At 63.8% G+C, this 13,017-nt stretch carries 10 protein-coding genes; 7 read left to right on the top strand and 3 right to left on the bottom strand.

Features of this window, described 5'->3' with window-relative positions:
* Positions 1 to 33 precede the first annotated feature (33 nt).
* Positions 34 to 1,533: an acetamidase/formamidase family protein gene (locus ACESL8_RS07450; RefSeq protein WP_372917405.1), complete on the bottom strand. Its 1,500-nt coding sequence runs from the start codon at positions 1,531 to 1,533 to the stop codon at positions 34 to 36.
* A 407-nt stretch (positions 1,534 to 1,940) separates the two neighbouring features.
* Here ACESL8_RS07450 and ACESL8_RS07445 point away from each other — a divergent pair, with 407 nt between their 5' ends.
* Both ACESL8_RS07445 and ACESL8_RS07440 read left to right on the top strand, forming a co-directional pair.
* Positions 1,941 to 2,267: a hypothetical protein gene (locus tag ACESL8_RS07445; RefSeq protein ID WP_372917403.1), complete on the top strand. Its 327-nt coding sequence runs from the start codon at positions 1,941 to 1,943 to the stop codon at positions 2,265 to 2,267.
* A gap of 86 nt (positions 2,268 to 2,353) precedes the next feature.
* Positions 2,354 to 3,094, top strand: a complete 741-nt coding sequence (locus ACESL8_RS07440) for a hypothetical protein (RefSeq protein WP_372917401.1) — start codon at positions 2,354 to 2,356, stop codon at positions 3,092 to 3,094.
* A gap of 5 nt (positions 3,095 to 3,099) precedes the next feature.
* Here the strand turns inward: ACESL8_RS07440 and ACESL8_RS07435 are convergent, their stop codons facing one another.
* Positions 3,100 to 5,379 carry a patatin-like protein gene (locus ACESL8_RS07435; RefSeq protein ID WP_372917399.1) on the bottom strand — a complete coding sequence of 760 codons (2,280 nt, stop codon included), beginning with the start codon at positions 5,377 to 5,379 and terminating at the stop codon, positions 3,100 to 3,102.
* Positions 5,380 to 6,266: 887 nt separating this feature from the next.
* The gene (locus ACESL8_RS07430; protein WP_372917397.1) at positions 6,267 to 7,439 is read right to left on the bottom strand and encodes a M20/M25/M40 family metallo-hydrolase; all 1,173 of its coding nucleotides are present in this window, start codon (positions 7,437 to 7,439) and stop codon (positions 6,267 to 6,269) included.
* A gap of 150 nt (positions 7,440 to 7,589) precedes the next feature.
* Between ACESL8_RS07430 and radA the strand changes: the two genes are divergently transcribed.
* From radA to ACESL8_RS07405, 5 genes are all read left to right on the top strand, one after another.
* The gene (gene radA, locus ACESL8_RS07425; RefSeq protein WP_372917447.1) at positions 7,590 to 8,984 is read left to right on the top strand and encodes a DNA repair protein RadA; all 1,395 of its coding nucleotides are present in this window, start codon (positions 7,590 to 7,592) and stop codon (positions 8,982 to 8,984) included.
* Between the two features lie 39 nt (positions 8,985 to 9,023).
* Positions 9,024 to 9,704 (top strand): CvpA family protein, encoded by a 681-nt coding sequence (locus tag ACESL8_RS07420; protein ID WP_372917395.1) that lies wholly within the window; start codon positions 9,024 to 9,026, stop codon positions 9,702 to 9,704.
* Entirely contained in the window at positions 9,704 to 11,053 is a 1,350-nt protein-coding gene (cysS, locus tag ACESL8_RS07415; protein ID WP_372917393.1) for a cysteine--tRNA ligase, read from the top strand. Before ACESL8_RS07420 ends, cysS begins: the two co-directional genes overlap by 1 nt.
* Before the next feature lie 54 nt (positions 11,054 to 11,107).
* Complete coding sequence (locus tag ACESL8_RS07410) at positions 11,108 to 11,539, top strand: iron-sulfur cluster assembly scaffold protein (RefSeq protein ID WP_372917391.1); 432 nt, start codon at positions 11,108 to 11,110, stop codon at positions 11,537 to 11,539.
* Positions 11,539 to 13,017, top strand: a 1,479-nt coding sequence (locus ACESL8_RS07405; protein ID WP_372917389.1) for a monovalent cation:proton antiporter-2 (CPA2) family protein, incomplete at its 3' end; no start/stop codon positions are given. The genes ACESL8_RS07410 and ACESL8_RS07405, both read left to right, overlap by 1 nt.

Below are 13,017 nucleotides of genomic sequence, written 5' to 3'. Positions count from 1 at the left end.
AATGTCGCTGCGCCGGGTTGGCGCGGCTCAGACTTATTGGTTCGGCGCGCTAACCACCCCGCGCGAAGCGGGCAAAAGTGCTTTCTCGATCTTCGCCGCAACACCAACACTCCGCCCGGCAAGATTGGGCACGCTGTACCGCATTGCGCTCCCCAGCACTTGAGCTGCTTGCGAGAGTGTCAGACAATAGTCCTGCCGCAACCATTGGATCATGCCGGTACTCGCTGACTTGAGCGCCTCGTCCAGAGAGCCCGCCTGTCCCAAAACCATAATTTGTGTCGGGGATTCGACCCGCGGCATGTTAATCGCTTTTCCCTTGATCAAATCGACCGAGAAGATGACCTCCATTGACGTCTCAAGGGCGTATTGCGAGGTTTCCCCGTCTCCCTGCAGTGCATGCGCGTCGCCAAGATAGAGCAGCGCGCCGGGTTGCTGCACCGGCAGGTAGACGACATTGCCCTCCACAACCTCATTGAAGTCCATGTTGCCACCGAAGCGGCCCGTGTCGCCCGTCGATACAGGCGGCATGCCAAAACCCGGAGCCACAGCGAGCCCACCCAGCATCGGTCTGACTGGGACAGAATATCCAACCAGCGCTCCTGTCGCGCCAACCGGTGAGGCCAGCCCCGCCGCACGATCGAGCTTCCACCGGATAGGCTTGCCAAGATCGGACGCTTCAGACACGAGATTGGGCCCCAGTGCGCGCCCGACAATTGTGTCGAGGCTGTCTGCATAGTCCCGGTTTAACTTCACTTGCTTGAGCCGCACAACAAGGGTGTCACCAGGTTCAGCACCCGCGATGAAGAACGGCCCTGTTTGCGGATTGCCAAATAAAGCGCGTGTGACGCCCAGTTCATCGACACCACCTGAATCGATCGTCGTCGTGTGCACACTGTCGCCCGGCCAAACCGTTAGGACTGGAGGGCGGTCGGCATTGAAGGTGTTGGAATAATCCCTTGACCGAAAATCCACCGTTCGCGCGGCGCCTGCCAGGCGCTCTGGCAGGCGCCACGCTGTGAAGCGGTGCGATACGCGCGCCTTTGGATCATTGGTATCCGGTGCATCGACATTGCCGGTCAATTGATTACCCGCGACTGTGGCCGAATAACGGGACTGACGACCGTCACGGTCGGTCACATTGAAGGTGATCCGGTTTGCCTTCACTTCGCCGACGACCCGGTTACCATCCAGATCACCCGAAACCTGAGCCTTCTCGCGGTCAAATTTCAGAGTAGAGAAAGCCGGATTTCCCCAAAGATCAGTTCGAACAATCCATATTTCACCAGCGCTTGAAGAGGCAGCCGAGAGCAATCCGAATGCGGCGATTGCAGCAACACCAAGCCGCGTTCTAGCGTCCCTCTGCTTAATCGTCGGAATCTTCACATTACCCGCCAAATAAACAAGGGTGGTCGATAGCCTGCTTATGGGTCCCTGAGCATAAACTGTAAACGACCGAAAAATTATCGGAAGCTGCCGTCCAGCGCTGCCGTCGGAAATGGCAGCAAAGCCGCCGTCCAGCGCACCAAAGAACAACAGGGTGCAGGGTCCGCGACCCTGCCCGCCGGAGGCATTTTCTGCCTTGGCCGCCGGATCTTGTGGGCGTGGCCGGCGGCCAAGCCGCCGAGTCCGCTGGGGTGGATCAAGAGAAGAAAAGCAAGTGCGCGGCGGAGCCGCGTCGCCGGCCGGGTTCGGGCGGAGTGAAGCCGCCCGCCCCGCCGGCCGGGCGCATCGCGGATTCCGTGCACTATGCTGCGCACTGTGCACGGCCCGCTCGGCCTGTCCTACAACCCCGTCAATGGGTTACACTCATTCCCATGCGCAAAACCCAGCCCCCCGCCCTCCGCCCGCAGCACAACGGCTGGACCCAAACACGGCAAACGCGATTCCTGGATCACTTGGCCGCCAATGGCAGTGTGACGGCGGCAGCAAAAGCCGCGGGGATGACGCGGCAATCGGCGTATTGGCTGCGGCGGCAGCTTCACAGCGATGCGTTTGCGCAGGCCTGGGACAACGCGCTGGCCGATCGTGATCGCTGGATCGAGGATATGGCGCTGGACCGGGTGCTGGAGGGCGAGGAGGAGGTGATCGAGCGGGATGGCCAGACGGTCGCGGTGCGGCGGCGGCCTTGTGATGTGCGGCTGTTGTTGTTTCATTTGAAGCGGTTGGAGCGGCGGGCCGCGCAGACAAATTCCCCAGTTCGATACGAATCGTCAAAAGCGGCAGAACTGCGCGCGGAATTGCGGGCACTTGCCGGGCTGCCGGACTGACGCCGTCCCGCACTGATCTCCTTGCCCTTGGCGTAGCGATGTGGCCAAGGGGAGGCAGCAACCGTAAGGCACTGACCACACCCACCATGCCCTGGCTGTTCCATATCATCCTTGCCATCCACGTCGGCGCCGGCGTTGTAGCGCTCACCAGTTTCTGGGGGGCGGTATTGACGCGCAAAGGCGGCCCGGCGCATCGACGCTGGGGGTTTGTGTTTTCGGCGGCGATTTACACCGCGGCGAGCCAGGCGCTGGGCATGGGCGCGCTGTCACTGGTGTGGCCGCTGGCCATGCACCCGCAACTCACCGATGCCGTGCTGTATCGCGGCATGTTCGGCACGATGATGGTCTATCTCGGGCTGCTGGCGATTTCGATGACGCGTTATGGCCTCACCATGGTGACCAACCGGCGCAACCATCCCGGCAATCGCCACTGGTCGATGCTGGCAGTGCAGGGGGTGACGATGCTGGCCGCTGGCATCTGCCTGGCGCACGGGCTGTATCTGCTGAACCGCAATGGCCCGGTGATGGAGCCGATCTTGATGGTGATGGTTGCGCTGCTCGGTTTTGGCACCACCATCACCTATTTCCGCTACATGCTGGCCGTGCCGGCATCACCGCGCGCCTATATTCCCGAACATTTCAAGGCGATGGTGGCCACGGGCATCGCCGGCTACACCGCGTTCCTGTCGGTGGGACTGATCGAGATGTTTCCCAGCCACGCGTTCAATCCAGCCATCTGGGCGATCCCCAGCATTGGCGGCATGGCGATCATCATCCACTATTTGCGGCAGTACCGCCCGGCTGCAAAGGCGCAGCTGGCTGAATGAACCAATTATTCGGCGCAGGCGGCGGCCACGGCGTCGATGAGGCTGGCGGCTGTGGCCAGATGCGGGCGTTCGGCTTCGATGATGGCGCGGAACGCCATTTTCTTGATGGCATCCAGCCGCGCAGGTTCGGGCCGGTTGGCGTCGGGCAGGCTGGAGGTGATGATCTCGATCAGCCGTTCTGCCCCGTGCAGGCGGCCCCACAGATAATCATGCTCGCGGTAGGCGCGGCTGAAAAAGGCGCCGAACGCATTGAAACTGGCGCCTTTCAGCGTCGCTCCGCCCACCGCCGCCAAGCTGCTGCAATCGGCCGGGGAAACCCGGTCCACCTTGATTTCGTCCAGTTCGTCGATGTTGCCATCGGCGATCAACGGCAGGATGGCGATATCGAAGAAGGGAAAGCCCAGATAGGCAGCCAGCAGATCGCGGCGCAGCCGGCGCGGCAATCCGCCTGCCAGCAATGCCACCAGTGCCGCATCGCTGCGCGCGTCCAGCGCCTTGAGATCCAACGCGGCGGCCAGCGCATCGAGTGCCGCGCCAGGCTTGGCTACGGTATCGGCCGCTGCTTCCCGGGCTGTGCCCGCCTGCTGCCAGCACATCAGGTGCGGGCCCAATATGGCATAAAGCCCGGCCTTTACCCGGCCCAGCGCGGCGCTGGTCGCTTCATCGGCGCCGGTGATGGCCATGTTGACCCGGCGAATCAGAAAGCGCAGCCGACGAGTGCGGAAATCAACGTCGAACCGGCGCAGGAACAACACATAGGTGGAGGCCGCGCCAGCCTTGTTCAGCGCGGATTCGGGTGCATTCAGGCCAAGGCTGTTAAGGTGCCGCCACAGGCTGACGCGCACCGCAGTCTCGTCCTGCCCGCCCAGTTCTGCCAGCCGTTTCGCCAATTGTTCGGCGACGCCTGAGAATTTGAGCCGACCATAAGCGCCGTAAGCAAAGCCGGCCTGGCGGGCTGCTTCGCCGTTCAAACGGCTGCGCCACTCAGCCAGCCGTTCCAGCGAGGGCGAGAACAGCAGCAGCCGATAACCGATCGCGGCATCGATGGCGGCATCCACCAGCGGCATCATCCCGATCACGATGTGGCGCAGGCGCCTCGATCGCATCGAAATCGCCTCGATCTGGCGCAAGCTGTCGCGGATCGGCTGCTGGCGCGGGATATCGGCGAGGCTGCGCAGGATGGCGGCGAAAAATCCCGGCGGCTGAGCGGATTGCGGGTGGCTGTCGTGCATGCCCGGCTTGGGATCGAGATAAACAAAGCGGCGATCAACCTCGCGGTGCGCCGGGCGGCGGCCCAGTGCCGCCAGCGCCGGACCGAACGGCCGGTTATCAAGCACGGCGCCGTCGATCAGGTCCACGGCTTCGGGGTGGGCGCGGCCGGGCAGGATCCGGTCCAGAAATGCCTGCCGGCCCGGCCACTTCTCACCGCGGGCCGCTAGCAGCGCATCGATTTCAGTGGCGCGGGCCGGCGGGAAGGCACCGGGAAAACTGGCGGTGGCGCGGGCGGCAAACACCAGATCGGGGGTCGGCCCGATGTGCCGTTTCGCGCTGTCGCCGGGGCAGGCAAAGCCGATCACCAGGCGGTGTTCAGGCTCTGTCACTTCTTCCGGCGTGTTGAGGCGCAGGCGCTGCGGCGCGCCGTGATAATCGGTCACCGTCACAAACAGATCGAACGGGTGCAGCGGCGGCACCAGCGGCGGCGTGCGCTCCCCCTTCTCCATCGCGGCAAAGGCATCGGCCAGAAGCCCGGAAAAGGCGGTTCCGGAAAACGGCGGCTTGAACCAGCGGCTGCGCATGAAGCGCGACAGCTTGCGCTTCACCTCGCCGTGCGCGGCCACCTCGGCCTTGTCATCCTCATCCAGGCCGCGCCGCCGCACCCACCACACCAGCGGGATCGCCCACAGTTTCGACAACGGCCGCGAGGCTGCTTGGGCGTCGAGCAGCACATCGCTGTCCGCACCCTCCAGCCACAGGCTGCGGATCGCATCCAGATCATGCCCCTCCACCAGCGCGCGCGACAGCAGCACCCCATTGATGCCGCCCGCCGACGCGCCGGCAACGATATCGCACATCACCCTGAGATTGAGCCCCGGCAGGCTGCCGAGCAGCGCCTGATAGACAAGCTCGCTATCCCGCGCCGGCGGCAGAACTGTCCCCGCCGGTACCTGCCGCCGCATCGAAGCGCGGCACAGTTTCCACACCTCCTTGGTGAGGCCGTGCATGTACACCGCCAGGCTCACCCCGCCATAACAAACCAACGCGAGGCGAAGCTCCTTTGTCTGCACGCGCACTCCTTTCGGCAGGCAGTGTAACGGGCAGGCAAGCCACGGCAAGTGCGGGGGATATGCAGGAAAGAGAGCCGCGTTGCCTGTGGTGCTGCGTGTTTATTACGTTCGTTCTCACGCGGTGTTTAAGCTCTTGTTTGGTTTCGATTGTTCGTATATCTAATATGTGCTTACTGCAATCAGGGAGCAAGTTGGTCTCAATTAATCGGTGAATTTCATGCGTTCTGTGCCTATCGTTCTATTTATTTTTTTGGCAGCTTGTGCGTCGACGTCCTCCATTGTTATGACGAGTGCCCCTAATACGGTGCCGTTGGTAGCTATAATGCCTTTGGACGGGACCTTGGGTGAACAAGCCGGCGACCTCATTGCTCAATCACTCGCCCAAAGTAACATTGCTATCGTTGAAAGAGCGACGGTAATAAAAACACTTAGGCTTGATACCAATCCAAATGGATCTAGCATTGGATCTGTTCGTTCAATGGTGAGTGATGCTCGGGCTCTTGGCGTTCGTTATTTATTTACTGGGACCGTTTCTGCCCAAAGCGGGCCCCTATACAGCTTCGATCACGTCAACATAACTTTGCGGTTGGTCGATGCAGAAACTGGGCAGACACGCTGGATTGGCCGATATGGCAACAGCTTCTGGACAAGCGCAATTTCGACGCAAGGCGATCTTCAGCGAGGTGCAAAGGCAATCATCGCCGAATTTGTGAAGGCTGGGGGGCCCAAGCTGCTCAGGGTTGAGGGGCCTGTAAGGCCATAGTGGTTGCAGAAATACTTGATGTAATAGATCTGCGCCAGCATGACAGGTGTGGGGGAAGGATCGCCCGAAAACGCAGGGGTACAGGGACGGAGTCCCTGTCCGCCGGAGGCTCCCTGACTTCGCCTCAGCGCTTGATCGACGCTGCTGCCACCACGATGTCGAATGCGGTGGTGATGCCCTTCACGAAGGCGCTGCGTTCGACGCTGATATATTCGTCCAACGCGTGGGCGCGGAAGCCGCCGCCGCCGGCTGAAAGCGTGATGGCGGGGATGCCGAGGCTGATCGGGATGTTGCTATCGGTGGAGCTGGCGCCAAGTTCGCTGCTGTAGCCGCCAGCGGTGAGGATGCGTGCGGCGGTGGTGACCAACGGGTCGGCGGCTGGCGTGGTGCCGGCCGGCCGATCGCCGATCAATTCGGGCACAGCGCTGATCTTGCCATAGCGGGTGTCGCGGGCGGCGTTTTCGGCAGCGACGTTGTCGTCGATCAATTTCAGGAACTGGGTTTCCAGCGCCTTGAGGTTGGCCGGCGAGGCCGAGCGCATGTCGAATTCGGCCAGGATGAGATTGGGGATGGAGTTGACTGAGGTGCCGCCAGCGATGGTGGAGGCGGCAAAAGTGGTTTTCACATCGGTGGGGGGAACGATCTTGTACATCGCGCTGACGGTGCCGGCCATCGCCACCATGGGATTGACCAGCCCGAACGCACCATAGCTGTGGCCGCCGGGGCCTTTGAATGCCACCCGGTAGCGGCGCGATCCGACCCCGCCATTGGTGACGCGGCCCACCGTGCTGCCATCAAAGCTGATGAAATCACCGATGCGGGGTTTCAGTGGGCTGGCCGAAAACAGGTGGCGCACGCCGCGCAGATCGCCCTGGCCTTCCTCGCCGACGTTGGCGACGAAGATGATGTCACGCGGGGTTTGCAGCTTGGCCGCATCCATGGCGCGCACGAACGCCAGCAGTGCCGCCAGCGTCACCGTGGTGTCGCCGATACCCGGTGCGTGCAGCGTGTCGCCTTCGCGGCGCACCTTGATGGCCACATCGGGCGGGAACACCGTGTCCAGATGCGCGGCGACCATCAGCGCCTTGGCAACGCGGTCCTTGCCGGGGCGTGTGCCAATGACGTTCCCGACGGCATCGACATGCACATCGGTCAGGCCCAGCGCCTTGAACTTTTCCAGCATCCGCTGGCCGCGCGCGGTTTCCTTGAACGGCGGCGCGGGAATTTCAGTCAGTTCGATCACGTCCGCGACCGTCTGGTCATAATCGGCGGCGATTTTGGCGTGAGCGGCCTTCATTGGCGCTGGCTGGGCGAGGGCCGGGGCAGCGGTTGCGAGAAGAAGCGATAGGAGGATTGTGCGCATTTCCGCATCTGACACGGCAGGCGCGCCGCTTGCAAGTGCCGTGTTGCCCGCCTAATGTTTCTATTCTGTTCTTGAGGTGTGATGATGGCAAGAGGCAAGACGCGCTATGTGTGCCAGGCCTGCGGCGTGGCGGCCCCGCGCTGGGCTGGGCAGTGTGCGGACTGCAAGGAATGGAACACGTTGGTGGAGGAAGCTGCGCCAGCCTTTTCCGCATCCCAGTCTACGCCGTTTGCCGCCAAGCAATCGTTGCAGGCCGGCGGGCGCCGCATTGCCATGGAAAGCCTTGCCGATGATGTGGCACTGCCGCCGCGGCTTTCCACCGGCATTAACGAGCTTGATCGCGCGCTGGGCGGCGGGCTGGTGCCGGGCAGTGTGACGCTGATCGGCGGCGATCCGGGCATCGGCAAATCCACCCTGTTGTTGCAGGCGGCGGGCAAGATGGCGCGAACCGGGGCGGCGGTGGCCTATGTGTCGGGCGAGGAGGCGGCGGACCAGGTGCGGCTGCGCGCGCGGCGGCTGGGCTTGGCCCGCGCGGATGTGGCGCTGGCCGCCGAAACCAATGTGCGTGACATATTGACCACGCTCACCGGGCTGGGTGCGCCGCCGGGCATGCTGGTGATCGATTCGATCCAGACCATGCACAGCGACACGCTGGAAGGCGCGCCGGGCACGGTTTCGCAGGTTCGAGCATCGGCGCAGGAGCTGATCCGCTATGCTAAATTGTCGGGCTGCGCGCTGATTTTGGTCGGGCATGTGACGAAGGATGGGCAGTTGGCCGGCCCGCGCGTGCTGGAGCACATGGTTGATACGGTGCTATATTTCGAAGGCGAGCGCAGCCACCAGTATCGCATTCTGCGCGCCGTGAAGAACCGCTTTGGCGGCACCGACGAGATTGGCGTGTTTGCCATGGGCGCCGATGGGCTGGAGGAAGTTGCCAACCCGTCCAGCCTGTTTCTCACCAGCCGCGCCGAAGGCAGCAGCGTGACGGGCGCCGTGGTGTTCCCGGCGCTGGAAGGCACGCGCCCGGTGTTGTGTGAAATCCAGGCGCTGGTGGTGCGGGTGCCGTCGGGGGCCACGCCGCGCCGCGCCGTGGTGGGCTGGGATCAGGGCCGGCTGGCGATGCTGCTGGCGGTGCTGGAAGCACGCTGCGGTTTGGCGTTCGGCGGGCACGAGGTTTATCTGAACGTGGCGGGCGGTTTGCGCATTGCCGATCCGGCCGCCGATCTCGCCGTGGCCTGCGCGCTGATATCGGCGCTAACTGATCGCCCGCTGCCGGCCGACGCAGTGGCCTTTGGCGAAGTGGCACTGTCGGGCGAATTGCGCCCAGCCGGATTGGCGGGGTTACGGCTCAAGGAAGCGGCAAAACTTGGCTTTGGCCGGGCCTTCGTGCCGGATGGGACCAGCGGCGGCGGGCCGATGCTGGTGAGCGGTTTTCGCACCATGAATGGCCTCGTCGATCATCTTGGCAGGCCTGAATAGGCTTTTTCGGCGCTGCCAAATCGGCTAGGCGCTTGGGGCATGGACATGATTTCCCAGCTTGCCGGCTTTGACTGGATCGTCGTGCTGATCGTTGGCGCTGCGGCGGCCTTTGGCCTCATGCGCGGCTTCATCGCCGAAGTCGCCAGCTTGGCGGGGTGGGTAGCCGGTTTTGTCGCGGTGCGCCTGTTCTACACCCCGGCGCGCGTCATATTCGAAACCGCTAGTGGCAGCGAGGTGATTGCCGCCGTGGCTGCCGTGATCGGGCCGTTTCTGCTCGCAGTGCTGGCGGTGAAATTGATCGGAAGTTTCCTGTCGAGCAGTGCCAAGGGCAGTGTGATCGGGCCAGTGGACCGGTTGCTGGGCCTCGGCTTTGGCTTGGTGAAGGGTTTTCTGGCTGCCAGCCTGATCTTCCTGCTCATTACCCTTGGCCTCAAGATCGTGCCGGGGGACGACAGCCGCCCGGACTGGCTGGCCAAAGCGAAGACGACGCCGACGCTGGCGCTGGTGGCCAGCGCCATGGTGACGTATGTGGGCGATACTTGGAATCAGCAGCAGAAATTGCTGGGCCCGGAACGCGATCCCCCCGAGCCTGACCCTCACGCCGGCTTGCCGGGCTTTGGCCAGGATGACGAAAAAACCGGCTACGGTAAAAAGGAGCGCGGTTCGCTCGACAAGCTTCTGGAAGATCAGGAAAAAACCTCGCCCGGAACCCCGATCTGATGATCCGGCTGTACAACACCGCGGCCCGCGTCAAGCAGGACTTCAAACCCATAAACCCGGATCGGGTGACGATGTATGTCTGCGGCCCCACGGTGTATGGCCGCGCGCATATCGGCAATTTCCGCCCCGCCGTGGTGTTCGATGTTCTGCAGCGCCTGCTGCGCCATCACTATGGCCCGGACAAGGTGATTTACGCCCGCAACATCACCGATATCGACGACAAGATCATGGATCAGGCCCGTGCTGAGGGTGTGGCGATCGATGTGATCACCGATCGCTATGAAACACTGTATCTGGAAGACGCAGCGGCGCTGGGGGTGGAGCGGCCCGATCTGCACCCGCACGCCACCACCAGTATCCCGGCGATGATCGCCATGATTGAAGTGTTGACCGCCAAGGGCCACGCCTATGCGGCGCAAGGTCATGTGTTGTTCGACGTGGCCAGCCACGGCGATTACGGCAGCCTGTCGCGCCGTCCACTGGACGAGATGATCGCCGGCGCGCGGGTGGAAGTGGCGCCCTACAAGCGGAACCCAGCGGATTTCGTGCTGTGGAAGCCGTCATCCAAGGATCAGGCTGGGTGGCCTTCGCTGGGGGGGCGTGGCAGGCCGGGATGGCACATCGAATGTTCCGCGATGATTGCCGAAAGCCTGGGCACCACTATCGATATCCACGGCGGCGGCATCGATCTCACCTTCCCGCACCACGAGAATGAATGCGCGCAAAGCGCCTGCGCGCATGACGGCGCGCCGCTGGCCAACGTGTGGATGCATAACGGCTTCTTGAATTTTGGCGGCGGCGGAAAAATGTCCAAGTCGCTCGGTAATGTGCAAAACGTCGGCGAACTGGTGGCGGCCGGCTGGACCGGCGACGAGCTAAGGCTTGGCCTGTTGTCGGCCCATTATCGCCAGCCGCTGACGTGGGATGAAGCGCTGCTGGGTCAGACGCGCGCCCGGCTGGGCAACTGGCTGCGCAAGCTGGGTGATGTGCCGCGCGGCGTGCGCCCGCCGCCGCCGGCCGCGGTGGTGGAGGCGCTGTTCGACGATCTCAATACGCCGGCTGCGCTCGCCGCCATCGCCGCCATCGAGCACGACAGCGAGGCGCTGCTCGGCGCGCTGGCCTTCCTTGGCCTGCCGTCGCTTGGCCCAGAACGCAGCCGCAATGCTGCAAATAATCGCAGCGGCAGGGAGGACCCGGACGCAGCGCATATCGAGACGTTGGTGGCGGGCCGTCTGGCCGCGAGGCTGGCAAAGAACTGGGCAGAATCAGATCGCATCCGCGGCGTGCTGACGGCGCAGGGCATCAGCCTTGAAGATGGCCCGGGGGGCACCACTTGGCGGCGCAGCTGAGGGCGGCATTTTCGCGCCTATCCACAACCGGGGCGCGGCGGGTAAGAAGCAGACATGTCCGATACCCTCTACACTGCAGCGATTTTGCGTCTGAAACTGGCGGGGGAAATTGCCCACCGCCTGCCCACACCGGCCGCGAGCGCCGCGCGGGTTTCGCCGGTGTGTGGCAGCAAGGTCATTGCCGATGTCGCGCTGGGCGCTGACGGCCGCATCGCCGCGCTGGGGCTGGACGCGGCGAAAGCCTGCACGCTAGGCCAGGCCAGTGCGGCTGTGGTGATGGAGCGCGCCGCCGGCATGGACGCCGCCGCACTCGCCGCCACCCGTTCGGAACTCGCTGATTTCCTTGGAAATCGCGCCGAAATTGCGCCCGAAGGCTGGGCGATGTTTGCCCCTGCCCGCCCGCACCGCGCCCGCCACCCGTCCATCCTGTTGCCGCTGGATGCTGTGTTGGCGGCGCTGGCCGCAGCCGGACAGGCCGCCGGCTGATGGAACACGGATCGACCCTGCTTCGCGATGCCGTGGTGTATCTGGCAGCCGCCGTGGTGCTGGTACCGCTGTTCGTGCGCTTCCGGATGGGCGCGGCGCTGGGCTATTTGGCTGCTGGCATCCTGATCGGGCCGTCGGTGCTGGGCCTGGTGGGCAATGCCGAGCAAACGCTGCAATTTGCTGAATTTGGCATCGTGCTGCTGCTGTTCGTGATCGGGCTGGAATTGCAGCCTTCGCGGCTGTGGGCGCTGCGGCGCGATATTTTCGGGCTCGGCGCGGCGCAGGTGGTGCTTTGCGGACTGGGGCTGACCGGGCTGCTGACGGTAATGACTGAGCTGACGTGGGAGGCCGCGCTGGTGGTCGGTCTGCCGCTGGGCCTGTCGTCCACCGCGTTGGTGATGCAGTTGCTGAATGAGCGGCAACTGGCGGCGACGCCGTTTGGCGAGCGCAGTTTTTCGATGCTGCTGTTCCAGGATCTGTCGATCGTGCCGATGGTGACGGTGGTAGCGGCGTTGTCGCGGGCACCGGTGGCCAACCCCGATCCGGCCTGGATGATGGTGGCCAAGACGTTGGGAGCATTGGCATTTCTGGTGGCGGTGGGGCGCTGGGTGTTGCCGCGCCTGTTCCGCATCATCGGCACGCTGGGCGCGCGCGAAGCCTTTGTGGCAGCTGCTTTGCTGTCGGTGCTGGGCAGCGCACTGCTTATGGCCAGCCTGGGCCTGTCGATGGCGCTGGGGGCGTTTGTTGCCGGCGTCATGTTGGCTGAATCGCCGTATCGCCATGCGCTGGAGACGGACATCGAACCCTATCGCGGTTTGATGCTGGGCCTGTTCTTCATCGCCATCGGCATGAGCCTCGATCTCGGCGTCATGGCCGCCAACTGGGGGCTGATTGCGGCGTTGGTGGTGGGCGTGATGGCGGTGAAAACCGCGGTGATCGCCGCACTGGCGCGCAGTTTCGGCACCGAATGGCGGCGCGCCATCAAGATGGGCCTGTTGTTGGCGCAGGGCGGCGAATTTGGTTTCGTGCTGTTTGCCGAAGCCGAACGCGGCCTGCTGATCACGCATTCCGCTGCGCAATTGTTCGGCGCGGTGGTCACGTGTTCGATGGCGCTGACGCCGTTGTTGTTTCGGTTGGCGGGCCGGCTGTTTGCGATGCCGGCAGAATCCGCCGGCAGCCGCGACGGGCCTGAAACTGCAGGGGGGCAGCATGGACATGGGGGCCACGGCGGTCATGTGGTGCTGGTGGGCAGTGGGCGCGTGGGGCAGGTGATCGCGCAGATGCTGCGCGCGCGCGGCGTGGCGATCACTGCGATCGATCTGGACGCCGAATTGATCGATGTGACGGCGCGGTTTGGCAGCCACGTGTTCTGGGGCGACGGCACCCGGCTGGACATCCTGCGCAGCGCCGGGATCGACAGGGCCAGCGCGCTGGTGTTTGCCAACGACGGCGACTGGGATGCCAAAACGGTGCTGCCG

It is taken from the genome of Sandarakinorhabdus sp. (assembly GCF_041689835.1).
Classification (GTDB): domain Bacteria; phylum Pseudomonadota; class Alphaproteobacteria; order Sphingomonadales; family Sphingomonadaceae; genus Sandarakinorhabdus.
The sequence above is the reverse complement of the archived record's forward strand: the minus strand, read 5'-3'. Positions and strand labels throughout refer to the sequence as shown.